Origin of the sequence: Undibacterium sp. KW1 (assembly GCF_009937955.1) — a bacterium.
Lineage (GTDB): Bacteria > Pseudomonadota > Gammaproteobacteria > Burkholderiales > Burkholderiaceae_D > Undibacterium.
In genome coordinates this window covers 407,381-433,345 of record NZ_AP018439.1, presented here as the reverse complement: position 1 = coordinate 433,345, position 25,965 = coordinate 407,381, and the positions used below count along the sequence as shown (strand labels likewise).

The 25,965-nt window shown below is 50.0% G+C and carries 14 protein-coding genes, 2 pseudogenes and 1 CRISPR repeat array; of the genes and pseudogenes, 11 read left to right on the top strand and 5 right to left on the bottom strand.

The features are described from left to right. The first annotated feature begins 3 nt into the window (after window positions 1-3). Window positions 4-171, top strand: coding sequence for a DUF4214 domain-containing protein (locus UNDKW_RS31025; protein ID WP_370529068.1), 168 nt, complete (start codon window positions 4-6; stop codon window positions 169-171). A 32-nt stretch (window positions 172-203) separates the two neighbouring features. Then, window positions 204-1,313: a 6-phosphofructokinase gene (locus UNDKW_RS01940; RefSeq protein ID WP_162057371.1), complete on the top strand. Its 1,110-nt coding sequence runs from the start codon at window positions 204-206 to the stop codon at window positions 1,311-1,313. Window positions 1,314-1,355: 42 nt separating this feature from the next. Here UNDKW_RS01940 and UNDKW_RS01935 read toward each other — a convergent pair whose 3' ends face one another. Next, entirely contained in the window at window positions 1,356-4,994 is a 3,639-nt protein-coding gene (locus UNDKW_RS01935; protein WP_162057370.1) for an EAL domain-containing protein, read from the bottom strand. 194 nt (window positions 4,995-5,188) lie between these two features. Next, a pseudogene (locus tag UNDKW_RS01930) lies at window positions 5,189-6,483 on the bottom strand (hemolysin family protein). Between the two features lie 225 nt (window positions 6,484-6,708). Here UNDKW_RS01930 and UNDKW_RS01925 point away from each other — a divergent pair. From UNDKW_RS01925 to UNDKW_RS01915, 3 genes and pseudogenes are all read left to right on the top strand, one after another. Further along, window positions 6,709-8,742, top strand: coding sequence for a site-specific recombinase (locus UNDKW_RS01925; RefSeq protein ID WP_232063206.1), 2,034 nt, complete (start codon window positions 6,709-6,711; stop codon window positions 8,740-8,742). A 108-nt stretch (window positions 8,743-8,850) separates the two neighbouring features. Further along, window positions 8,851-9,831, top strand: coding sequence for a tetratricopeptide repeat protein (locus UNDKW_RS01920; protein ID WP_162057368.1), 981 nt, complete (start codon window positions 8,851-8,853; stop codon window positions 9,829-9,831). Window positions 9,832-10,045: 214 nt separating this feature from the next. Then, window positions 10,046-10,674: pseudogene (locus tag UNDKW_RS01915) on the top strand (YitT family protein). A 26-nt stretch (window positions 10,675-10,700) separates the two neighbouring features. On the opposite strand, the gene UNDKW_RS01910 reads toward UNDKW_RS01915, so the two are convergent. Next, window positions 10,701-11,723, bottom strand: coding sequence for a GlxA family transcriptional regulator (locus tag UNDKW_RS01910; RefSeq protein WP_232063205.1), 1,023 nt, complete (start codon window positions 11,721-11,723; stop codon window positions 10,701-10,703). A 491-nt stretch (window positions 11,724-12,214) separates the two neighbouring features. Here UNDKW_RS01910 and UNDKW_RS01905 point away from each other — a divergent pair, with 491 nt between their 5' ends. The 3 genes from UNDKW_RS01905 (at window position 12,215) to UNDKW_RS01895 (ending at window position 15,499) form a co-directional block, all read left to right on the top strand. Beyond that, window positions 12,215-13,321, top strand: coding sequence for an S-(hydroxymethyl)glutathione dehydrogenase/class III alcohol dehydrogenase (locus tag UNDKW_RS01905; RefSeq protein WP_162057367.1), 1,107 nt, complete (start codon window positions 12,215-12,217; stop codon window positions 13,319-13,321). Then, entirely contained in the window at window positions 13,321-14,205 is an 885-nt protein-coding gene (fghA, locus tag UNDKW_RS01900) for an S-formylglutathione hydrolase (RefSeq protein ID WP_162057366.1), read from the top strand. The genes UNDKW_RS01905 and fghA overlap by 1 nt, the downstream gene beginning before the upstream one ends. 169 nt (window positions 14,206-14,374) lie before the next feature. Beyond that, window positions 14,375-15,499: a beta-ketoacyl-ACP synthase III gene (locus tag UNDKW_RS01895; protein ID WP_162057365.1), complete on the top strand. Its 1,125-nt coding sequence runs from the start codon at window positions 14,375-14,377 to the stop codon at window positions 15,497-15,499. A gap of 102 nt (window positions 15,500-15,601) precedes the next feature. Here the strand turns inward: UNDKW_RS01895 and UNDKW_RS01890 are convergent, their stop codons facing one another. Then, a complete protein-coding gene (locus UNDKW_RS01890) occupies window positions 15,602-16,291 on the bottom strand; it encodes a DUF3334 family protein (RefSeq protein WP_162057364.1) in 690 nt (229 codons plus the stop codon). Between the two features lie 428 nt (window positions 16,292-16,719). Between UNDKW_RS01890 and cas9 the strand changes: the two genes are divergently transcribed. Genes cas9 through cas2 form a run of 3 tightly spaced genes read left to right on the top strand, consistent with a single transcriptional unit; the run spans window position 16,720 to window position 21,053 of the window. Continuing rightward, a complete protein-coding gene (gene cas9, locus UNDKW_RS01885) occupies window positions 16,720-19,785 on the top strand; it encodes a type II CRISPR RNA-guided endonuclease Cas9 (protein WP_162057363.1) in 3,066 nt (1,021 codons plus the stop codon). A gap of 5 nt (window positions 19,786-19,790) precedes the next feature. Continuing rightward, window positions 19,791-20,720, top strand: a complete 930-nt coding sequence (gene cas1 / locus UNDKW_RS01880; protein WP_162057362.1) for a type II CRISPR-associated endonuclease Cas1 — start codon at window positions 19,791-19,793, stop codon at window positions 20,718-20,720. Window positions 20,721-20,726: 6 nt separating this feature from the next. Continuing rightward, window positions 20,727-21,053, top strand: coding sequence for a CRISPR-associated endonuclease Cas2 (gene cas2, locus UNDKW_RS01875; RefSeq protein WP_174247560.1), 327 nt, complete (start codon window positions 20,727-20,729; stop codon window positions 21,051-21,053). Window positions 21,054-21,123: 70 nt separating this feature from the next. Next, window positions 21,124-24,587: direct repeats of the CRISPR family, unit length 36 nt; unit sequence AGTCTAACAGATTGGGATATGTGCTCTGACCGGAAC. 155 nt (window positions 24,588-24,742) lie between these two features. Here the strand turns inward: cas2 and ampC are convergent. Beyond that, the gene (gene ampC, locus UNDKW_RS01870) at window positions 24,743-25,903 is read right to left on the bottom strand and encodes a class C beta-lactamase (RefSeq protein ID WP_162057360.1); all 1,161 of its coding nucleotides are present in this window, start codon (window positions 25,901-25,903) and stop codon (window positions 24,743-24,745) included. Window positions 25,904-25,965: the final 62 nt, after the last annotated feature.

Genomic DNA, 25,965 nt, shown 5'->3' with positions numbered 1-25,965 from the left:
AATGTGTTGCACCGCACCCCTGACCAGGCAGGTTTTGATTACTGGAATGGCCGTATTTCTGCGGGCATAACGCGTCCGGACATCTTGGCCAGTTTCAGCGAAAGCACAGAAAACACTGCCCAGGTGATAGGACAAATTTCACACGGGATTGAATACATCCCCTACAATTAACTGCAGAAAAACCTTTTTTTGACAGGCTAAACATGACGGCAAGTATCAAGCGCATCGCCATCAGTACAGGTGGCGGCGACGCACCAGGTTTGAATGCAGTCATACGTTCAGTAGTACTGGCTGCGGCCCAGCGCGGCTGGGAATGCTATGGCATACGTGAAGGATTCAACGGCATCCTGTTGCCTGAGCGTTACCCGCATAACGGCGTGACCCGCCTGACTGTAGATCAGGTACGCGGGATAGGGCATCTGGGCGGCACCATACTGGGCACCACCAATCATGGTAACCCGCTGCGCTTTGCCACTACCATGCCTGATGGCAGTGTGCACGAAATCGACCGCAGTGCAGATATCCATGATTACCTGAAAAAAATGGATATTGATGCCCTGGTCTGCATAGGTGGTGATGGCACACTGACGATTGCCAATGCCCTGCACCTGCAAGGCCTGCGTGTAGTGGGTGTACCCAAGACCATAGACAATGATCTTGACAAGACTTTTACCACTTTTGGCTTTGACACTGCCGTCTCGTTCGCGACTGAATGCGTAGATCGCCTGCACAGTACTGCAGAAAGCCACCAGCGCATCATGGTGGTAGAAGTGATGGGACGCTATGCCGGCTGGATAGCGCTGCACGCTGGCATTGCTGCCAACGCACATGCGATCGTCATACCGGAAATACCGTATGACATACAAAAAATAGCAGCGATGATACGCCAGCGTGATGCAAATGGCCGCCACTATTCCATCGTACTGGCAGCCGAAGGAGCTTTGCCTGTCGGCGGCCAGCACCTCGTGCAGGCTACGGCCGGTAATGGTTATGTAGAGCGGCTGGGAGGGGTGGGAGAGCAACTGGCGCATGAGCTGCAGCAACTGACAGGAAAAGAAGCTCGTGCCGTCGTCCTGGGCCACCTTTTACGTGGCGGCAGCCCTACTGCCTTCGACCGCTTGTCAGCCATGCGCTTTGGTGCCGCTGCCGTGCGTGCCCTGGATGAAGGCCATTCTGGCATCATGGTCGCACTGGCTTTTCCCAACGTGAATTATGTGGCACTGGAAGAAGTGGCTGGCCGCATGAAAGCCGTGCCCATGGATAGTGATACTTTGCAGACAGGCCGGGACATAGGCATCTGTTTTGGCGACTAAAGCTGTCAAGATCAAATCAACACCAGCTTGTCATGATTCAAATTATGTCAGACTATTCCTGAAGAACGCTGCAAACTCATCTGCGGGCAAAGGACGTGAATAATAATAACCCTGCACTTCTTCACATTGCTGTTGCCGCAAAAATTCCAGTTGTTCTGCAGTTTCCACACCTTCGGCTATGGTCATCAGGCCCAGGCTCTTGGCCATGCTGATGACGGCGCTGACGATAGCCCGGTCTTCCGGGTCGCTGGTGATATCGCGCACAAAACTCTGGTCTATCTTGAGCTTATAGACCTTGAATTTTTTCAGATAGCTGAGTGAGGAATAGCCAGTACCAAAATCATCAATGGACATGCGTATGCCACGTTCATGCAGATTGTTCATGACGGCAATGGCCCCTTGCGGATCATGCATGGCCACGCCTTCTGTCAATTCCAGTTCCAGGCATGCAGGCGGCATGTCTGCCTCTTGCAATATGCGTGTCACCAGCGCGGGCAAATCATGATGGCGGAACTGGACAGCTGACAGGTTTACCGCAATCAGTAAATCCGGCAAGCCACTGGCCTGCCATTGCTTCCATTGTTTTGCGGCTGTACGCAAGACCCATTCACCTATGGGTAAAATCAAGCCGCTGTCTTCTGCGACCGGGATAAATTCCGCGGGCGAGACATGCCCCAGTACAGGATGGTGCCAGCGCAGCAACGCCTCGGCACCCAGCACATGACCGGTTTGCATCGAGAGTTGCGGTTGGAAATGCAACTGGAATTGCTGCTTCTCCAGCGCCTGCCGCAAGGCATTCACCAGCTCCAGGTGACGGGTCGAGCGCTCCTGCATTTCCTGGGTAAAGAAGCGGTAGGAATTACGGCCCTCACGCTTGGCCCTGTACATCGCAGCATCGGCATTGCGCGACAAGGTCTCTAAATCATGACCATCGTTAGGATAGATTGCGATGCCCATGGATGCAGTTACGTTTAAATCATATTCGCCAATACGGAAAGGCGCGTTCACCGCGCGCATGAGTTTTTGCACTACTTGCTCGACCTTATGTTCGTCCACTCCCGTCAATAGCAAAATAAATTCGTCCCCACCCAGGCGCGAGATGGTGTCATTCTCGCGCATGGCAGCGACCAGTCGTTTTGACAATTCGACCAGCATAATGTCACCTACACTGTGCCCGAGGCTATCATTAATATCCTTGAAGTGGTCAAGATCGAAGAAAATGACGGCAAGTGGATCATGACTGCGATCCGCGAGGCTCAGCGCATATCGTGCAAGCTCATCAAGCAGGGCGCGGTTAGGCAACCCAGTTAACGAATCGTAGTGCGCCAGATATTTAATTCGCTCTTCAGTACGCTTTTTATCGCTGATATCTTCCTGGATGGCGAGAAAATGCGTGACCACCCCTGACGCATTCCTGATCGGTGAAATATGCGCGAGGTCTGTATGTTCCTGTCCATCCGCATAAAGGTTAATGAGTTCACCTTTCCAGCTTTCACCCCGCTGTAGTTGTCGCCACATTTCTTCATACACTTCCGGCGCAGTCTTACCAGAATGCATAATGCTCGGGTTTCGTCCTATCACCTCGGCTAATTCCTTGCCCGCGTTTCTTAAATAGCAGGTATTAGCATATTCGATATTGACCTGACTGTCTGTAATTACGATGGCGTTGGAGCTTTGTTCAACCGCCTGTGACAACTGGCGCAGGCTGTCTTCTGACTGCTTACGTTCAATACCTATTGCGATCAGATGTGCTGCCATCTCCAGCAGGTTCAAGGAAAAACCGTCTGGCTCTGACGGAAATTTGTGGTAAATCGCAAATGCACCAATGACCTTTTTACCCGAAGATAGGATAGGTTGTGACCAGCAGGCTTTTAGGCCAGCCTGATTTGCCAATGGCCAGAATTGCACCCAGAACGGGTGAGTAGAAAGATCTCGCGCAATCGTTCTTTGGCCCGTAAACATTGCATTACCACAGGAACCAATGCCAGGACCAATTTCCAGCCCATTGATCGCGTCTACATAAAAATCAGGGAGGCTCGGTGCAGCACCGGTTTTAATATACCGCCCTTCATTGCCAAGTAACAAGATCGAGCAGATACATCCTGGCAACAAGGCTTCGATCTTGAGCACAACCTCGGTCAACAATTCATCCAGTCTTTGAGGGAAGGTAATCCGCTCAAGCAGATAACTACGCAACTCCTCCATCAGCAGAGCATGTCGCTGATCTTTCTCCAGCCTGAACCGATTCAATACGTGGCTAACATTAATGGAAAACTCTATCAACAAGTCTTTCACGACATCGTCAAATGCGTTCTCGTTCTCACTGTAGATGTTGAGGGTGCCTATTACAGCTTTATTCATGAAAAGCGGAAGAGCAGCAGACGATTTCCAGCCATACTGAAGCCCACGGTCATGCCATTTTTTTGTTCGTGGATCAGACTGGAATTGTTGACACCACTCGGGACGTCTGTTGATAAAGGCAAGAGCGCTCGGCCCAAGATCTTCCTCGTTGAAGGGAGAGATGTCTATTTCCAGATTCTCAAGGTATTCAATGCCGGCACCGTATGAGGCACTTGGCCTGATCACATTTGCATCCGCGTCAAAAATACCTACCCAGGCCATTTTGAGACCACCAATTTCGACTGCATCGGCACAAATGCCAGGCAGCAAGTCTTCCTCGTTGGTAATGCGCAAAATACTTTGATTGCATTGGCTCAAGGCATTGTACAGTTGGCTTATCCTCTGATTTTTTGCAGCTTCAATCAGCTTCTGGTCTTCAAGCTGAGCCAGGCGAGACTGTGTCACCGACAACCATCCCATGATACTTTCAGACATGCCTGCATTAAAGCTGATTGCCTGCTTGAAATCACCGCTTCCCAGCTTGACAAGACTTGCATGGACGTCATTGAGTGAGGCCCCAAGCGTGTAATGCAAGGCGCGATAGGCACGCCATAAAAGGCCAAGCAGTAGTACACCAAACAAAATGAAGACAAGGCGAAGGCGAATGGAATTGGCTTCTGCTTCCTTGACCAGCCGCAGCGTCCTTTCATCCATAAGATCATGCGCGGTATCGATCAAACTCATGATACTGGTCTTCGCTTCTATGTATTCCTTGCCGTGCAGTTGCCGTATCAGACGATCCCGAATCTCATCAAAGCGAGGGCCAGTAGTTTCTAATTGCCGCATCACATCAAGTTCAACCAGAACCAAATTGTCCGCACCTTGCTTAGCCTGCAAAAGCACCTTGTATTCGTGCTCAGAAAAGCCAGCCTGGCGCAACAGATCAAAGAAGGCAATCTTCTTGCCTGCTGCAAAGTCTTGGATGGCACCACCATTGGGAGTCTTGTCGACTATCTGGGTGGCCATCAGATCCCAGTATAGCGGCTTGCCTATCGCCGGCCGGGAAGACTTGCCATTTCGTACCGCCAGTACGTGGTAATAATTTTTTTTGTAGGCTGTATCGCCTGTCGCGACATAGCTGCGCACCATACGCGTCAAATCATCCGAGGACTGCCGCAATTCTTCCATCAAGCCATGGGAATTGAAACGCGTTTCATTAGCGCGATCAATTTCTCTTTCTGACTCGACGTACAAAAAAAAACTTGCGCCAAAAACGGCAAATACCAACAGCGTAAGCCAAAAGCTACGAGAGTAGATGGATAAGCTGTTGTGCGATGTCATTGCATTTTTGCCTCAGTGAGCCAATACAATTAAGACAGGAAATCAACTTTGACGGGTAATCATTCTAACGTGAAGGACAAGCAGGTGAAATGGGGTTAATAGTCAAAATACAACAATGACAAGAGAATTAACAAGTTATTGACAGCGGGCAACATTGTGGTGCCATTGGCTCAACAACTTGAAATGCCCTGTTCTCAGGATTTGGGATGTATCCTTACCAGAATGATACGGGGCCCGTTCATTTTCTTGACGACGGCATCAAAACGGTCAAATTCGACTTTTTGCCCTTCCACCGGCAAATCACCAAGCTTGTGCATGATCAGGCCGCCTATGGATTCAACTTCATCGCTATCGACATCAAAACCAAGGGCGCTGCCCAGTGTGAACAGGGGCAGGCTGCCCTTGCCTATCAGGGTACCATCGTCCAGGGTCGTCCAGTCATTTTCATTCTGGCGGAATTCATCGCGTATCTGGCCAACCAGGGCACTCAGCAGATTATCCAGTGTCAAAAAGCCGACGGGCTTGCTGCCACGCACGCCGACGATGGCGAAGTGCGGCGCGCCCTTGCGGAAGCGGCGGAACAATTCCAGCGCAGGCATGGTCGGGGGCACAAACTCAACCTGGCGCAAATGCTTGCTCAAATCATCCAGCGGCTTGCCAGCCTGCTGCGCGAGGAACAGGTCTTTGAGGTGAAGCATGCCCAGCACGGTTTCTTCATCCTCATCAAAATAAGGGTAACGGCTGAAGCGGTTACGCGCGGCAGTCTGCATGTTTTCTTCGAGGCTGACGCCTTTGTACATGGCCACGACTTCATTGATGGGGCGCATGAGGTCAGAAATCTCAAGGCCGCCAAAGTCCAGCACCTGGGCCATGATGCTCCACTCATCGCGGGTTTCTTTCTTGCCGCCGTGGCTGCCGCGCAGGATGAGCTTGAGTTCTTCAGGTGAGTAATGAGCATCCCCCCATGTTCGGCACTCAGGCCTATCCATTTCAAGACCTTGTTGGAACTGAAGTTCAGGGTCCAGATGGCAGGGTACATGGCCCAGTAAAATGCATACAGAGCTGGCGCTGTCCACAAAGAGACGCGCTCAGGCATGCGTATCGCCATGGATTTGGGCGCAAGCTCACCGACCACGATATGCAGGAAGGAAATAACGAAGAATGCAAAAAAGAAAGAGACACCGTGTATCAGTTCTTCTGAAGTGATACCAGCAAGAATAAACAGGGGATGCAGCAGGCGTGCAAAGGCAGGTTCGCCTATCCAGCCCAAGCCCAGGGATGCCAGGGTAATACCAAGCTGACAGGCGGATAAATAGGTATCCAGGTGTTGATGCACCGTGAATAAGAGGCGGCCACGCAAACCTGAGGTTTTTGCAATACTGCGCACCCTGGTCTGACGCAACTTCACCAGACCGAATTCTGCTGCCACGAAAAAGCCATTTAACAAGACCAGTAACAGGGCAGCCAGCACCAACAATAAATTATCCAACGCTCAACCTTTTTAATGAACACCCCGACACTTTAGACTAAATTGCCTCTTTTTGCATGCAAATGCAATGGCTTATCTGGTGCTGCTCTTGAAAAATCAGCAATTTGCCACACCTCTTAAGGACTTAGGTATGCTAATGGAAGGCTCTCCACTTTTATTAGCTGCATGACAAAACCCGTGAATTGCGTTACAAGCTTATGTTCATGGCATTTTGAGGAGAAAGGTTTGAGCTTAGACAGTGTTTTAGCGGAAATTGAAATCCGCCTTGGCGAATATCCTGCACTCAACGATATCCAGTACTTGCGTGACCTGATTGCAGAGATACGCCCACCCCGCCCACAAGATACCGCAAGGGCTACCGACAACCTGCGTGCGCTGTGCTTTGTGCTGCAAAGTAATCCTGCATGGCGCAAGGCCTTGCGCTGTTATCTGGTACAGGTATTGACCACGCGTAAGCTGGTACATTTGTTCACAGACGTGGGTATTACCCAGAATATTGGTTTCTGGTCAGCGGCCAGGCAAAGATTAATGAATAAATTTTTGCCGCCGCTGGTGAATGACGCCTATATCAAGGATGTGTTTGGCCAGTTGTTTCATAAAAAAACTGACCACATCTGGATAAATGCAGTAACCGACCAGGCCTGGATGGATTTGCTCAAGGCCATAGGTTTCCGCTCACGCGCCCCGCGCACTACGTATGCCGGCCTGACATGTGAAATCTTGAGTGCCGTGCAGGTATTGTCTTACCGTATTACGAATATCGGCCTGGAAGCCGAACTGGTACGCAATTATCCTGATATAGAAAAATTCGAGTCGCCTTTCTTGCGCCAGAATGACGCCATCAATGACTATGTGATTTGCTATACAAAATGGCTGGCTGACAAGTCGCATGAACGGGAAGACAGCAAACATATCGAAGTCTTGCTGACGCAATGCGAAGACATCGCCAACCGCATACGCCGCACTGCCGCCATGCAAGGCGTATCGATCAGCCTGACGCGCCTGCTGCTGCAATTGATGCAAAGCATAGCGCGACTGCGCCAGTTGCTGGACATGCTCGACAGCCGCAGCACTGACCATGCCGCAGTAATAGGCACTACCCTGTTCAAGGAATTGTCTATCGCAGAAAACCACAACCATAGCTTGCGCAATCTCATGCAAAGCAATACCGAGCTCTTGTCGTTGCAAGTAACCGAAAGAGCCGGGAAAAGCGGTGAGCATTATGTAACCAATAATCGCGCAGAATGGCTGGACATGTTGCGCTCTGCCCTGGGAGCTGGCTTCATCGTCGGCTTCATGGCGCTGATCAAGATTTTGTTCGGCACCCTTGCACTGGCGCCGTTCGGCTATGCCGTGCTGTACAGCCTGAATTATTCAGGCGGCTTCATGCTGGTGCACGTACTGCATTTCACTATCGCCACCAAGCAACCGGCGATGACTGCGGCCTTGCTGGCACGGGCAATTGATGGCGGCAAACAGAAACTCGATGAACTGGCAGAACTCATTGTGCGCGTGTTGCGTTCACAATTCATTGCCATTATCGGCAATATTGGTCTGGCCATGCCTACTGCGTATGCGATTGCCTGGGCCTGGGTCTCGATCACGGGCAAACATCTGGTGTCACCAGAAAAAGCCCAGCATCTGCTACATGATATCGACCCTTTCGCCAGCCTGGCCTTGCCACATGCGGCGATTGCCGGCGTCTGCCTGTTCTTGTCTGGCCTGATTTCAGGTTATTACGATAACAAGGCCAGCTATGGAAATATCCCTGAGCGTTTGCGTCAACTAGGTTGGCTGAGAAGCCTGCTGGGTGAAGCGCGCTTGCTGCGTGTCACCACTTACATAGGTAATAATCTCGGCGCACTAGCGGGGAATTTTTTCTTTGGCATCATGCTCGGTACGATAGGGCAGTTGGGCAGTTTCTTTGGCTTGCCGATAGACATCCGCCACATCACCTTTGCCAGCGCCAATTTTGCCTTTGCCCTGGTCGGCCTTGACAATGTCATGAACTGGCAAGTGGCGGCCTATTCGCTGTTTGGCATCATGTGCATAGGCATGGTCAATCTCGGTGTCAGCTTCAGCCTGGCGATGCTGGTGGCCTTGCGTTCACGCCGCGTCAGTTTTGGCCAGGGTGGTTTGCTGACCGTCTTGCTGTGGACACGCTTCAAGGAAAATCCGCGTGATTATTTCTTCCCGGCCAGGGAAGCCGCTACAGCAGAAGAAACACAAACGGAACTGGAAAAGGAAAAGAAAGACTGAGACTGATCTGTCCTTTTTGATCCCTGTGGTTTTGCCCCTTCGCTGCGCCAGTCAACCAAATGACTGGCGCAGCGTTAATGAGGGATCAATTCTTTTCGGGGGTCTTCCATGAAACTTGTACCTGCTCTGCTCGCCAGTGCCATCACCTTGCTCACCATGCAAGCCGCCAGCGCCCATGAGTACGATGGCTTGATGAAGGCAAAGAAATATGCTGAAGCAGAAAGAGCCGCGAATGCCAAGTTAAGCACCGATGCCAATAACGCCGATGCCTTGCTGGTAAAAGCAGAATTGATACTTGCCGAAGGCAAACTCGACAAACTCGATGAAGCGGCGAAATACGTAGAGCAATGTGTTAGCGCCCATCCCCAACTGTCTGAGTGCCATGAAATGCTGGGCAATGTTTTAGGCACCAAGGCCACATCCGGCAGCATGTTTGCCGCCATGTCTTACGCGGGCAAAATCCGCGACGCCTTTATCAAGGCAGTGGAACTGGACCCCAAAAATTACAGCGCGCGCAGCTCACTGTTGCAATTTTATTTGCAGGCGCCGGCGATTGCTGGTGGTGGCAAAAGCAAGGCACAAAACCTGGTCATAGAAACCGCGAAAGTGAATAACGCTGCTGGCAATTTATTGCAGGCGAATGTGGACCTGGCAGACGATAAATTTGCCAGTGCAGAAACAGCAGCCCTGAGTGCCATTCCCGGTAATACTGAGTCACTCATCAACATGCAGCGCAACATACTGTACAGCATAGGTGCAAATTATGTGCAGCAAAAGAAATACAGTGATGCCGAACGCATTTTTACCGACCTGCAGCAACGCTTTCCTGCCAAATACCAGGGCGCATTTGGCATGGGCCGCTCCTTGCAGGAGCAGGGCAAGCACAAAGAAGCCTTGAGCTGGTTTGAAAAAGCCCAGACACTTGATACCAATGCAGGCATCTATTACCGCCTTGCACAATGCCTGCAAGCCGTGAATGAAAAGCCCAAGGCAATTTCTTACTTTGAAAAAGCACTGAGCTTCAAACCAGCCTTGAGCAAAAAACTGCGTGCAGATGCAGAAGAACAGTTAAAGGCCTTGAAAGCCTGAATGCAAAAAATACCAGGACACATTGAGTAAAAAAAGCATGACTTATCCGGCGCGGCAAGTCATGCTTTTTAATCACCACTGGCATCTGCCTGTTGCAAAACTGAAGCAGGCGGTTTGACAAAGGTCAATGAAAGCGGGAATGCACACTGAAGTATGATGATGGGCTGGGAACTGCGGCGTACAATTGCCTTTCATTCCCATACTTTGCACCTTCATGAAAACCGCCACAGCATCTAAACGCTTTATCCCGCATAGCCTGCTGGAAGATGTGCTGGCAATTATCACTGGCACTTTATTGGTGTCTCTGGGTATCGCCCTATTCAATCAGGCGGGCTTGCTGACGGGGGCACTGCTGGCCTGGCGTTCTTGCTGCACTATACGACAGGCTGGTCATTTGGTATGGTGTTTTTCCTCATCAACCTGCCGTTTTACTGGCTGGCCTGGCGACGCATGGGCTGGCGGTTTACCTTGAAGACCTTTTGTGCGGTGGCACTGGTCTCGGTATTTTCCAGCCTGCATCCCAAGCTCCTGCATCTGACAGCCATAACTGTCATGGTTCCCTTTTATGTTGCCCTGACTGGTGGCCTGATGATGGGCGTGGGTTTTATCGTCTTGTTCCGCCATCAGGCCAGCCTAGGTGGCATCAATATCCTGGCCCTGTACCTGCAAGAAAAACGCGGCATACGGGCCGGTAAATTGCAGATGGCGGTCGATTTCATCATCGTACTGGCATCGCTGGCGGTGGTCACGCCTACGGCCTTGCTGGCTTCTGTACTTGGTGCGTTTGCGTTGAACCTGGCCATCAGCCTTAACCACAGGCCAGGGCGTTACATGGCAATGTAAAGTTTGGCGATGTAATACATAAAAAATCAACTTAGCGCTGCACGGTACTGTGTTGGTGACATCTGCAAACGCTTTTGAAATACCCTGCGCAACTGGTCGTCACTACCAAAGCCACAGCGTGACGCTATTGTTTTCACCGGCAGGGTTTGCTCAGACATATCTGCCAGTAATTGCCGGGCAAATTCAAGGCGCGCTGTCTCGATAAATTCTGTCGTGCTGACACCCACTTCTTGCTGGAACAGACGAGTGAAGTTACGCAAGCTCATGCCCGCCATCTTGGCCAGTTGAGATACTGGCAGACGCTGGTGCAGGTTGGATAATATCCACTGCTGCAATTCACGGATATTGGTTTGTGCCGTTTTTTGGCTCATCAGATGCGTGCTGAATTGCGATTGTCCGCCAGGACGTTTCAGGTACACCACCATGTCGCTGGCAACTTCGAGTGCCAGTTCATGACCGCAATCATCTTCCACAAAAGCCAGCGCCAGATCAATACCTGCAGTCACACCTGCCGAAGTCCACAGGTTGCCGCTGCGTATAAAAATCGCATCAGCATCTACCTGCACCGCAGCAAAGTCATCTTGCAATTGCTGGGCGACGCTCCAGTGCGTGGTCGCATGTTTGCCATCCAGCAAACCTGTGCGCGCCAGGAAAAAAGCGCCTGAACATAGTGCCGCCAGGCGTTTGATCCTGGTCGCCACTTCTGCCACCCAGTCGATAATGGCCTGATTATCTGCCAGCGCCTGCTGTATATGGCGCGAACCGACGATGATGGCGTCATCCGGCAAGGCCAGGGTATTGATGATCTTGCTGGCTTCCAGGCACATCAGGGTATCTGAACGCACAGGCCCCAAATGCGCCGCTGCAATCTTCACATCATAGGCGGCAGGCTTGCCCTGACGCTGCAAATGGATATTCGCATATTCAAATACCGACATAGGGCCTATCGCTTCCAGTGCCTTGAAACCGGGGTAAACCACGATGTCTACTGTGCGTGCCAATGTTGGTCGTTTGACCATGCCTGGCTTCACTGCTTTGATTGGCTTCATCATTAGCCCTGGCCCAATAATATTCAATAAAGCACTCATCATAATCGAAACAGTACGATCCGTCTTTTTAAGCCATTCTTAGCGCACAATCGGCCAGACATGCAAAAAGATTACAGACTCACTGCGCTTTACAGCACAATCAGCAAACTTATTTTAGAACTCATTTCATAAATAGGATGAGTGCGAACAAGACGATTTGGGATGCAGTGCAAGGCCTTAGGTGTGTACCCTGTGCAGCTAAGGCGTCCGCCTTTGCAAGTGCGAGGTAACAAAACTGCACGCTGCAATGCGCCCAAATCGTCAGTTCCCGGAGGGTTTGCCTCATAACGCGCGCTGGACTGCGTTGGACTCGTTATCAATAGGCAAAGCTATTGACTGCCTCGTCCAAAGTTTTACCATTGGCCAGCCCACGTTATGAGACAAACGCATCTCACCCTATTTATGAAATGAGTTCTAGAGTCAGACCAAGACCCACCATTTAAAGGACAGCCATGAAAACCAAAGCCGCCATCGCCTGGAAAGCCGGAGCACCACTGACGATAGAAGAAGTTGAGTTGCAAGGTCCGCAAGCTGGTGAGGTGCTGATCGAAGTCAAGGCCACCGGCATTTGCCATACCGACTATTACACACTCTCAGGTGCTGATCCTGAAGGCCTGTTCCCAGCCATCCTCGGCCATGAAGGTGCAGGCGTCATCGTTGATACCGGCCCCGGCGTCACCAGTGTGCGCAAAGGTGATCATGTGATCCCGCTATACACACCAGAATGCCGCCAGTGCAAATTCTGCCTGTCGCGCAAAACCAATCTCTGCCAGGCGATACGCTCCACCCAGGGCCGCGGCCTGATGCCGGATGCAACATCGCGCTTTTCGCTCGATGGCAAACCGCTGTTCCATTACATGGGTACATCGACATTCTCCAATTACATCGTGGTGCCGGAAATCGCCGTTGCCAAGGTGCGTGAAGACGCGCCCTTTGACAAGATTTGCTATATCGGTTGTGGCGTCACTACCGGCGTTGGTGCCGTGGTTTTCACGGCGAAGGTGGAAGCGGGTGCCAACGTTGTTGTATTCGGCCTCGGTGGCATAGGCCTCAATGTCATACAGGCTGCAAAAATGGTTGGTGCAGACAAGATCATTGGTGTAGATCTGAACCCGGCGCGTGAAAGCATGGCGCGCCAGTTTGGCATGACCCATTTCATCAACCCGAACGAAGTAGAAAACGTGGTCGATCACATCATCCAGTTGACGGATGGTGGCGCTGATTATTCTTTCGAGTGCATAGGCAATACCAAGGTCATGCGTCAGGCGCTGGAGTGTTGCCACAAGGGCTGGGGCAAATCCATCATCATCGGCGTGGCTGAAGCTGGCGCAGAAATCTCTACCCGCCCCTTCCAGCTTGTCACTGGTCGTGAATGGAAAGGCTCAGCTTTTGGTGGTGCACGTGGCCGCACTGACGTACCAAAAATCGTCGATTGGTATATGGAAGGCAAACTCAATATCGATGACCTGATCACCCACCGCCTGCCGCTGGAACGCATCAATGAAGGCTTTGATCTCATGAAGAGCGGCGAATCGATACGCTCAGTGGTGTTGTTCTGATGTCGCAGCGCGAATCCAACAACGACGCAGAAGAAGTGACTTTGCTGAGCCAGCACGCCTGCCATGGCGGCGTGCAGCGCTTTTATCAGCATGACTCTGCCGAGATAGGCTTGCCCATGCGGTTTTCAGTCTATTTGCCACCACAGGCCATGGCAGGCGGGACTTGCCCGGCCATTATTTACCTGGCTGGCCTGACCTGCACAGAAGAAACCTTCATGATCAAGGCGGGTGCGCAAGCCATTGCCGCACGCGAAGGCATTATCCTCATCACACCAGATACCAGCCCGCGCAATGCCAACATCCCCGGCGACAGCGATAACTGGGATTTTGGTGTGGCTGCCGGTTTTTACCTGGATGCTACGCAAGCGCCCTGGAGCAAGCACTACCGCATGCACAGCTATATCGTCGCTGAACTGCTGCCCATGCTGCTGGCTAGCTTGCCCATGGACAAGACACGCGTCGGCATCATGGGGCATTCCATGGGTGGCCACGGTGCCCTGGTACTGGCCTTGCGCCATCCTGACCTATTCACTAGCGTATCTGCCTTCGCCCCGATAGCCGCACCGAGCCAGTGTCTCTGGGGACAAAAAGCCTTCACCGGATATCTGGGAACTGATGAAAATGCCTGGGCCGAATTTGACGCCACCGCCCTCATGCAAAAGCAGAGCCAGCCGCCCTTCCCCAAAGGCATTTTGATAGACCAGGGATTTGCCGACAAATTTTTGGCCGAACAACTACACCCTGAAGCTTTCAAGACAGCCTGCGCCAGCGTGCAACAGCCGCTGACACTGCGCTACCATGAAGGCTATGACCATGGTTATTACTTCATCAATACCTTCATTGAAGATCATTTGCTGCACCACAAACAGCAATTGACTGCCTGACCCTGTCATTGCCGCACTAAAGATTGCTTGTTCCAGGCGCACCAAACTGGAATAAGCACTCTATTTCTGTGCGTTTCTCGTTTAACTGTCATCTTTATTGTGTAAAATCGAGCGACTTCGTCGCGCATTTTTGCGCATAATTCAGAACGACATAACCAGAAAGCAAGAGATGAGCAAAGTAGTCATCAGCGGCACCGGCTTGTACACCCCTTCCCAGTCTATTTCCAATGAAGAACTGATCGCCAGTTTCAATGCTTATGTCCAGCAACACAATGCGCAAAACGCCGCCTCCATCGCCAGTGGTGAAGTAGTCGCGCTGGAAGAATCCAGCGTCGCCTTCATAGAAAAAGCCTCAGGCATCAAATCCCGCTTTGTCATGAACAAGGAAGGCGTGCTCGACATCAACCGCATGGTGCCACGCATCCCTGAGCGCAGTGATGAAGAACCATCTATCATGTGTGAAATGGCAGTCGCTGCCGCCAACCAGGCGCTGGAACGCGCAGGCCGCACTGCTGCCGATATCGACGCCGTCATTTGCGCTGCCAGCAATATGCAACGTGGCTACCCTGCCATGGCAGTGGAAATCCAGAATGCCCTGGGCATAGATGGCTATGGCTATGACATCAATGTCGCCTGCTCTTCTGCCACCTTTGGCATACAGGCAGCCGTCACCGCCATCCAAAGCGGCCAGGCGCGTGCGGTACTGGTCGTCAACCCTGAAATTACCAGCGGCCATCTGAACTGGCGCGACCGTGACAGCCACTTTATCTTTGGTGATGCCTGCACTGCCATCATCGTAGAACGCGCCGACCTGGCGACATCGAAGCACCAGTTTGAAATCGTTGGCCTGAAACTCAAGACCCAGTTCTCGAACAATATCCGCAACAACTTTGGCTTTTTGAACCGTGCCGATGAAAGCGGCATAGGCAAGCCAGACAAACTGTTCCGCCAGCAAGGCCGCAAAGTGTTCAAGGACGTCTGCCCCATGGCAGCTGCCGTCATTACCTCCACGGTACAGGCTGCCGACATCGCCATCCCTGACGTCAAACGTTACTGGCTGCACCAGGCCAACCTGAACATGAACCTGCTCATCGCCCGCATGATTTTGGGCCGCGATGCAACGCCAGAAGAATCACCAACGATTTTGGACACTTACGCCAATACTTCGTCCGCTGGCTCCATCATCGCCTTCCATAAATACCAGGACGACCTCGAAGCTGGCAATGTAGGCGTGATCTGCTCTTTTGGTGCGGGTTATTCGATAGGCTGCGTGGTAGTTAAAAAACTGGCCTGATACCCCCCCGCTTGAATAGCAAAAAGGCCGCAAGTGCGGCCTTTCGTTTGCTTGCCTGCTCCAGACAGGCAAAACTGAACTCTGAGATATCACAAACTTAAATTACATACCCAGAGACTTCAGCAATTCGGAGTTTTCGTCATCATCAGGCGCGGCGGGAGCAGAGGACTTTTGTTCCGAAGCCTGCTCAAAGTCCAGCAAAGCATCAGGATCAGCCACTTCATGCGCTTCAAAGTCATGCAGCTTGATGAACTCTGTCCTGTCTATCGCCAGTTCAAGATAGAAGATATTGTTTTTCTCGGTGAAGAAAGAAACACGGCGCAATTCAGGCCTGTCCAGCGGGGTATCCACACTCAGCATGACCTGCTTGGTCAGCACCAGCATCTTGGGCTGGTTCTGGGTGATATTGGTCTGCAACTCGCGGCGTATCTTGCCAGTGAAGTCACCAACAATCTGGTTCATCAACTCACCGAGGATATTTGCCACCTCGTCAGAAGTGAACGAAGTTGCCAGCTCAGATTTGGGCATGCCCATGTTAAGCATGTATTTCTCGTAGATTTCCAGCGCCGTATCACCATCAAAATTCAGCACCACCAACCCGGAAAAGCCGCCATCAAACAACACAAAGCAGCCTATATCCGGCTTCAAGCCTATCTTGGTGATGCGCTGCACCATGGCAGAATAATGCACCTTGCTATTTGTGGCGACATTCAACACCCGTATTACCGAGTTGCACAAACTCGTCAACAGATCTTCTGTTCCGTACACTACACCATTTTCTTCCGAGGCCATGACCAACTCCTGAATTTGTTACATGAAAATCAATGCAGATGCATGCAATGACTGGCTATCTTCAAGAAAGCGACAAAACGGAATCCCATCCCGTAGCAGCAAACCCTGAAAGCCTATACGAATAATGAAAGAATACTGAACCCCCAGCGCCCCGTCCACATGTTTCATGCGATGGCGGTGATTTCGCTGGCGATACATCAAATGTATATCTGCGTACTGTTGCTATTTTGCAAGCATGAAAAAGCAAGGATGGCATTTGCGTCTACTCCCTTACAAAAGCAAAAGGCCGCATATAGCGGCCTTTTCATTTGGTGCATCTTTCAGCTTGTTAGCGTTCAGAGCACATATCCCAATCTGATAATGCTTGAATAATAGTGTGGAATTAATGTAAAGTCAACATATTAACAAAAATATACGTGGAGCATGGCATGCTTTGGAAAATGCAATATAGACTGGCCCTTGATTTAGGTGCATCCTCACTGGGATGGGTAATGTTTCGTTTGAATAAAGACGGAAATCCTTGCGCTATTATCAAAGCTGGCGTCCGCATTTTCCCCGACGGCAGGAACCCAAAAGATGGCGCATCTCTCGCAGTCACTCGCCGTGACGCACGCTCTATGCGCCGTCGTCGTGACCGGCTGTTGAAGCGCAAAGCGCGCATGATGACAGCACTCATTTCTCTCGGTTTTTTTCCTCAAGACAAAGATCAACGTCTGGAACTGACAAAGCTCAATCCTTATGAGTTACGTGCGCAAGGTCTGGACACAGCATTAAGTGGTGAAGAGTTTGCCCGGGCCCTGTTTCATATAAACCAAAGACGTGGGTTTCTCAGTAATCGCAAAACCGACAAAAAAGACAATGATAGTGGTGCATTGAAGCGCGCCATCAAAGAGCTGCGTGAGAAACTGAAAGAAGAAAATTGCCGGACACTAGGTGAATGGTTGGCGAAACGCTCAAAAAATGGGGAGAGCGTACGTGCCCGGCTGCAAGGGAAAACGCAAAAGGACAAAAAATACGATTTTTACGCTGACCGCGCAATGATAGAGCATGAATTTGATACTTTATGGTCAGCACAAGAAAAATTTAATCCTGCACTCTTTACTGAGGCGGCACGACTGGAATTAAAAGACATATTGCTGCATCAGCGCCCCTTGAAACCAGTAGTGCCGGGCCGCTGTACTCTGATACCCGAAGAACCGCGAGCGCCCCTCGCATTACCAAGTACGCAGCGATTCCGTATCTATCAAGAACTAAATCATTTGCGAATTTTAACGGAAGGCTTACAAGAACAAAATCTGACAATGGCGCAACGCAACACACTTGCCAATCTGATGGAGACCAAGAGTGACCTGACATTCACTGCCATGGTCAAGGCTCTCAAGTTGCCTGGGACCACCAGCTTTAATTTGGAAGACATCAAACGCGACCGGCTAAAAGGAAATGCAACAAGTGTTGCGCTTTCAAAACCTGAACACTTTGGCGCAGCATGGCATGACTTTGTACCGGCATTGCAAGATGACATAGTGACTCAATTATTAGAAGAGGCAAGCGAAGCCAAACTTGTTGCATGGCTACAGGGCCACACCGGCGTGGATGAAGAACATGCAGAAAGAATTGCCAATGCCAGTTTGCCAGAAGGATTTGGACGACTGGGAAAAACAGCACTGAGCCGTATCTTACCTGCATTGATGTCCGATGTGATTACTTATGACAAGGCAGTGGTCGCTGCAAAATTTGATAGTCATAGTGCAATCTCACATGCGCAACAAACCGGCGAGATCATGGAGGAATTGCCTTACTACGGCATTCCATTGCGACGCCATGTGGCATTTGAAAAAAACAATCCACGCAATGATGAAGAGCGCTATGGGAAAATAGCAAATCCAACTGTGCATATTGGACTGAATCAAGTTCGTGCGGTTGTCAACACGCTCATCCGGGAATATGGACATCCAACACAAGTCATTATTGAAGTAGCGCGAGAATTAAAATTAAGCCGTGAACGTAAGCTGGAAATTCAACGCGAACAAAAAACAAAGCAAGATTTAAATGATATTCATGTCAAGGAAGCTTGCCGAATACTGAATCTTGAAGCATCACATCTCGATAAAAACAAGCGACGTGAACTATCACAGAAAATGCAATTGTGGGTGGAATTAAATCCAAAGAACATCGCCGATCGCTGTTGCCCATACACAGGCGAGCAAATCAGCATAGACAGATTGCTGCGTGGAGACGTTGAGATTGAGCACATCTTGCCATTCAAACGTACCCTCGACGATAGCATGGCGAACAAGACCGTCTCTTTAACCCGTGCAAATCGTGCAAAAGGAAATCAAACTCCATATGAAGCCTTTGGACGTGTGCAACAAGCTGGTTATGACTATGAAGCCATTTTGTTGCGTGCTGCCCTAATGCCGACAAATAAGAAGAAACGCTTTGCCATCGATGGAATGGAACAATGGCTAGATGGTGAAAAAGATTTCTTACCACGGGCATTGAATGATACGGCTTATTTATCACGGATAGCAAAAGAATATTTGACTTGTATCTGTCCACATAATCAAGTCTGGGCGATCCCAGGTCGGTTAACGGGCTTATTACGCGGTAAGTTTTCACTCAATAAATTACTCTCAGGAGATGATACAAAGAACCGTGAAGACCATCGCCATCATGCACTGGACGCCTGCGTGATCGGCATTACCGACAGATCAACATTGAATACATTTTCCAGTTCCAGTGACCGTGCATGGGAATCAGGAAGCAAGCGATTGCTGGACAAGGTCGACGAGCCATGGCCCGGTTATCGTGAACATGTAGAACGTGCATTGAATAATATTGTTGTCAGTTACAAACCCGAACATGGTTACCAGGGTGCCATGCACGAAGCAAGCGCATGGGGATTGCGCAAAGATGGCTTGGTCCAACACAGAGTCTTATCCGAAGATGGGGTACGCCGTGAACTAGATGTGCGCAAACTCGGCGTTATTGCGTTTAGCGATGCTAAAGCAAATGATCGTCACGGCATCACTGAAGATGGACAATCAAAACCCTATAAAGGGTATGTAGGTGGCAGCAATTATTGCATGGAGATATGGGCAGACGACAAAGGTCGCTGGAATGGTGATGTCATTACGACTTTTGAAGCGTATCAAATTATTCGTCAATTTGGAGAAAAAAAGGGCTGGGAAAAACTTCGCGATCCCAAATTAACTGTATCTGGAAAATTGCTAGCAATGCGAATAATGAGCAAAGACTACCTAAGGTTAGAGATAGATGGCAAGCTGAAAACAATGGTTATTGCAAACATAAAACAGAACGGCCAAATATTTATTGCTGAGCACAATGAAGCTAATGTAGATGCCAGAAATAGAGACAAGGAAAATTCATTTTCATATATATCAAAGATGCCTGGTTCTCTTCAAAAGGCCAAAGGCAGACGCTGTACAGTTTCTGAAACCGGCAAACTTCGTGACCCTGGATTTAGGGGATAGTTACCATGATAGGCCGCATAGTAGAAATAGCAGATGACCGACGGCATTTATTTCTATCACGTGGCTTTATGGTGGTGCAAGATACAGAAGGTGAGCGCAAAGAATTAGGCCAGGTACCGCTAGATGATATTGCGGCAGTCATCGCCAATGCGCATGGTCTGAGTTATACCAATAATCTCCTGATTGCCCTGGCCGAGCGTTGCGCACCTTTTGTACTATGCTCGGCCAACCACAATGCAGCAGGCATGCTACTCCCCATAGAAGGCAATTACCAACAAGCCAAACGCTTTGACGCGCAAATTGCAGCTTCACAACCCACGATCAAACGTTTATGGGCAGATATCGTTAAGTCCAAATTGCAGCAGCAGGCAGCAGCCCTGGAAGCTGCCAATGCACCAACAATTCCTCTGACATCCCTGGTGCGCAAAGTGCGCTCAGGAGATCCTGATAACTTTGAAGCCCAAGGTGCCAGAAGATATTGGACTTTACTCTTTGGTGATAGCTTCAGACGTGACCAGCAAGCAGGTGGACTCAATGCCATGCTCAATTATGGCTACACCGTGTTGCGTGCTACAACAGCAAGAGCCATTGTTGCGGCAGGGCTACATCCCACACTTGGATTACACCACAGCAACGAAGGCAATGCCATGCGCCTGGTTGATGACTTGATGGAACCTTTTCGTCCCATGGTGGATTTAAAAGTGTGGCAACTACAAAAACAGGGGGAAAACATGATCACGCCAGAAACCAAGCGCGCACTGGTACGCACCATGTACGACGACATGCAAACCAGCGCAGGCGTCACGCCCATCATTGTTTGCACCCAAAAATTGGCAACTTCCCTGGCACAGATATTTATTGGAGAAAAAGAAAAACTGGATTTACCCCTGCCCGGCCTTCCCCTGAACCTCGCGGCATCCCTGCTTGATGAGTAATATGCCATGCTCAGCGGATATCGCATCATGTGGATGATAGTGATGTTTGACCTACCCGTTATAGAGAAGGCCGAGCGCAAGGCAGCGACAGAATTTCGCAATTCCTTGCTGGACATGGGATTTGAAATGTCACAATTTTCTGTGTATATGCGCTTTTGCACGAGTCAGACACAAGTGGAGACTTATTGCAGGCGCGTAGAACAAAAACTGCCTAGCGGTGGCAAGGTAAATATCCTACAATTTACTGACAAACAATACGAGCGCATCATCACTTTTCGCGGAAAAGCCAAGCAGGCAGCGAAAAAAATGCCCGACCAATTCGATTTATTCTGATGAATTCAGCCATTTTTCTTGCCTCAAAAAACAATAAACCCCTGAATAATCAGGGGCTTATTGCATTTCTAGTCTAACAGATTGGGATATGTGCTCTGACCGGAACTGCGGCGGCGGTATGTATGTGGACTCAACTAGTCTAACAGATTGGGATATGTGCTCTGACCGGAACCTCATTGAGCGCGCCACGACTCATCGCCGTAGTCTAACAGATTGGGATATGTGCTCTGACCGGAACTCAGGATGCAGGCGCAATATAATGCCGTCCAGTCTAACAGATTGGGATATGTGCTCTGACCGGAACCCTATATTGTTTTGCATATACAAGCATGATAGTCTAACAGATTGGGATATGTGCTCTGACCGGAACTCCTCGTTAAATGGAAAAATCAGGTCTGATAGTCTAACAGATTGGGATATGTGCTCTGACCGGAACAGTCAGCTTTCGGCTACCATCCAATTTGTAAGTCTAACAGATTGGGATATGTGCTCTGACCGGAACTGATTGATCCAATCAGGTGAGTGATAAATGAGTCTAACAGATTGGGATATGTGCTCTGACCGGAACCCTGCTGCTGGTTCTTTGTTGGAGTCGTCCAGTCTAACAGATTGGGATATGTGCTCTGACCGGAACCTGCGGCTGTACCGCGATACGTGTACGCGCAGTCTAACAGATTGGGATATGTGCTCTGACCGGAACTACATCACCCTCTTCGCGTGGGATGAATCAGTCTAACAGATTGGGATATGTGCTCTGACCGGAACAGGAATTGCGCGATCAAATTGCACAGATAGAGTCTAACAGATTGGGATATGTGCTCTGACCGGAACCCGGATGACATACACAGGTGGCAATGGAGTAGTCTAACAGATTGGGATATGTGCTCTGACCGGAACTACATTGGGCTTGACCTCAAATGTTACGCCAGTCTAACAGATTGGGATATGTGCTCTGACCGGAACTTGTCATTGATGAGGCGTGGAAGTTCTGGGAGTCTAACAGATTGGGATATGTGCTCTGACCGGAACAACATGCTTGGTCGAGGATTCAGCTTGGCAAGTCTAACAGATTGGGATATGTGCTCTGACCGGAACCTTACCATCTTTGTCAACGTATCGTCCGCAGTCTAACAGATTGGGATATGTGCTCTGACCGGAACGCGATAGCTAATAAGGCGTGGATTGATGCCAGTCTAACAGATTGGGATATGTGCTCTGACCGGAACAGTATGGTCTGCCAGTGGTGATGTGGGCAAAGTCTAACAGATTGGGATATGTGCTCTGACCGGAACAATCAGGGGTTTTTTAGACATGACGCGCTCAGTCTAACAGATTGGGATATGTGCTCTGACCGGAACCAGGCTGTACCTGTTGCCGGAAACCCTGTAAGTCTAACAGATTGGGATATGTGCTCTGACCGGAACGACCAGCAAGCAATCATCCTTGAAACTCTCAGTCTAACAGATTGGGATATGTGCTCTGACCGGAACCGCCTCACATTGATGTCATCGCTCATTTGAAGTCTAACAGATTGGGATATGTGCTCTGACCGGAACACCTCAACAAGGTGATTCTGCTGTTGATCGAGTCTAACAGATTGGGATATGTGCTCTGACCGGAACATGTCGACGGCCTTGGCGTATTCGCCTTCCAGTCTAACAGATTGGGATATGTGCTCTGACCGGAACTCGGTTAAGCGTACGGTCGCCATGATGTTAGTCTAACAGATTGGGATATGTGCTCTGACCGGAACACCGCAATTAATGACTCGATAGACGGCGGTAGTCTAACAGATTGGGATATGTGCTCTGACCGGAACAGAATATGTCCAAAATCACGATGGCGCTCAAGTCTAACAGATTGGGATATGTGCTCTGACCGGAACCACTCGTTGCCGTCTTTGCAAAGTATCTTGAGTCTAACAGATTGGGATATGTGCTCTGACCGGAACTAAGCTATTTGGCGAATTGATACTTGATGAAGTCTAACAGATTGGGATATGTGCTCTGACCGGAACTATGCCCTGCTCTCCATGCACATATAAGTGAGTCTAACAGATTGGGATATGTGCTCTGACCGGAACAATCAATGTGTCCACAACTTCACGATCAAAAGTCTAACAGATTGGGATATGTGCTCTGACCGGAACCAATATCGCCTGCCGATGCCGCAGCACTGAAGTCTAACAGATTGGGATATGTGCTCTGACCGGAACTTGAGATGTGGGAAGGTTACAAGCAGAATCAGTCTAACAGATTGGGATATGTGCTCTGACCGGAACTGTTCAATGAGGCTGATCGATTGGACGGCAGTCTAACAGATTGGGATATGTGCTCTGACCGGAACTCCATCGCTACGCTTGGCAAAAACGTCGCTAGTCTAACAGATTGGGATATGTGCTCTGACCGGAACCATCCCGGCTATTCAGACGAACTTGCCTCTAGTCTAACAGATTGGGATATGTGCTCTGACCGGAACTGATTGATAATTCATGCCAGCATTTGTCTCAGTCTAACAGATTGGGATATGTGCTCTGACCGGAACTTCACCGGATTGAACGGGCTGCGCGTTCTGAGTCTAACAGATTGGGATATGTGCTCTGACCGGAACAGGATTTAATCACGCGTCAAATGGTTATAAAGTCTAACAGATTGGGATATGTGCTCTGACCGGAACTTCTGAATGGATGTTGTGCTCTGGTTCTGAAGTCTAACAGATTGGGATATGTGCTCTGACCGGAACGCTGGTCCGTTTCTTCGCTGAGCAAATTGAAGTCTAACAGATTGGGATATGTGCTCTGACCGGAACCATCCTTTCTTATTTATGCCAGCCTTGACTAGTCTAACAGATTGGGATATGTGCTCTGACCGGAACACGATGTGGGCGCTTGTGATCAGCGACTGTAGTCTAACAGATTGGGATATGTGCTCTGACCGGAACACTGTTTGCATGCCGTCCAGCGCTGGTGTAAGTCTAACAGATTGGGATATGTGCTCTGACCGGAACCGCCTCACATTGATGTCATCGCTCATTTGAAGTCTAACAGATTGGGATATGTGCTCTGACCGGAACATAGATAAGGCTGTCGCGCATGTCCAAGGCAGTCTAACAGATTGGGATATGTGCTCTGACCGGAACAGAGGGTCGGCATTCATGCGCATGCTCATAAGTCTAACAGATTGGGATATGTGCTCTGACCGGAACTGGTTGAATGCTATACCTGACAAGAGGGAAAGTCTAACAGATTGGGATATGTGCTCTGACCGGAACACTCGAATGGTTGTGTCGATCGTGTTTTTGAGTCTAACAGATTGGGATATGTGCTCTGACCGGAACTGCGGGTCGGTGGAATCTACAACGACCTTAAGTCTAACAGATTGGGATATGTGCTCTGACCGGAACTTGCGCGAAGCGTGGCCGCTGACCCGTGAAAGTCTAACAGATTGGGATATGTGCTCTGACCGGAACTTTAATCCCCCCTACCCGCAGGCGGATAGGAGTCTAACAGATTGGAATATTTGCTGCGAGAAGAACTATGCGGCGTAAGCCCCAATACAAAATTCTGCTTACCTGATCAAGCAAAAGCTGCCGCGCGCCAGCAAATTATTTAGACAACTGGCGCAGGACTTGAAAGGCATTTTCAAATTTCACTATTTGGGCTTCACCTTACTCCGGATATAACGCATGATCTACATGCCCAACTGCCTCAAAATCTTTTGCGCAGTCTCTATGCGTGTCTGATTTGGATAATTCTTGTTGGCCAGGATGACGATACCCATGTTACTGGCTGGTACAAAGGCGATGTAGGCACCGAAGCCACCGGTGGCGCCGGTTTTATGGATAAAGACGTTTTTACCGGGTGTGAACGGTGGTGTGATTTTGGTCACCGGAGTGGCGTCAAAGGCCATGAGTCGGGATGAGCCTGTGATCACGGCAGCAATATCTGTCGGGTAGGGATAAAGTTCCCAGACAAGACTCTGGGTCATGCCACCCGCTTTGAAGTAGCCGGTGTGGGTGTTCTTCAGAGCGGCTGCAAATTCGGGGGAGAGTTCCATCTGACCCAGATTAGCGCGGATGAATTGCACAAGGTCGCTGGCGCTGGTTCTGACGCCGTAGGCTTCTGCCGAGAGAACATCTTCGCTCATGCGTACCGGGGTGTCGTCCTTTTTATAGCCTTGCGCATAGTCTGCACGTTTTCTTTCTGGCACAACAATGTAACTATTATTCATGCCCAGAGTGGGAAATATCTGTTCCTGCATGATGGTGGCAAAGGGCTGCTGCAGGCTCTGGGCTGCGATAACACCGAGCAGGCCTATGCTGATATTGCTGTAAGTGCGGTATGTGCCCTGGATATGATCTGCCTTCCAGTTCTTGAGATAGGTGATCAGTTGCTCATCACTGATCACTTCCTCAGGAACCTGCTGGGGCAAGCCGCCTGTCGTGTGCGTTGCCAGGCTCAGCAGGCTAGTCTCGCCAAACTGCGAGCCTTTGAGGCTGGCAATGTGGTCAGCGACCTTGTCGTTCAAAGCCAGTTTTCCTCTGCCCTGTGCCAGCGTGGTCATGGTGGCGATAAAGGTTTTGCTGATGGAACCTATCTCAAACAAGGTGTTATCGGTGACGGGAACATTCCCGGCTTTGGATGCGAGCCCGTAGTTGAACACATATTGTTTGCCATTGACGAAAATTCCGACGGCCATGCCAGGGATGGCATTTTTCTCCTGTACCGGGAGTATGGCCTCATCAACGACACGTTTGAGCTGGTCAGTTTCTGCGCTCGTGGCTGTCAGGCTGAACATGGCTGCGATGAATAAGATGCTGATTTGATAGAAATGCAGGACGACTGATTTCATTTTATTTTCCTAAAAGTTTTTTTAGCTGTTGTTTTAACAGCCAATGTTTTAAAAATGGAGAG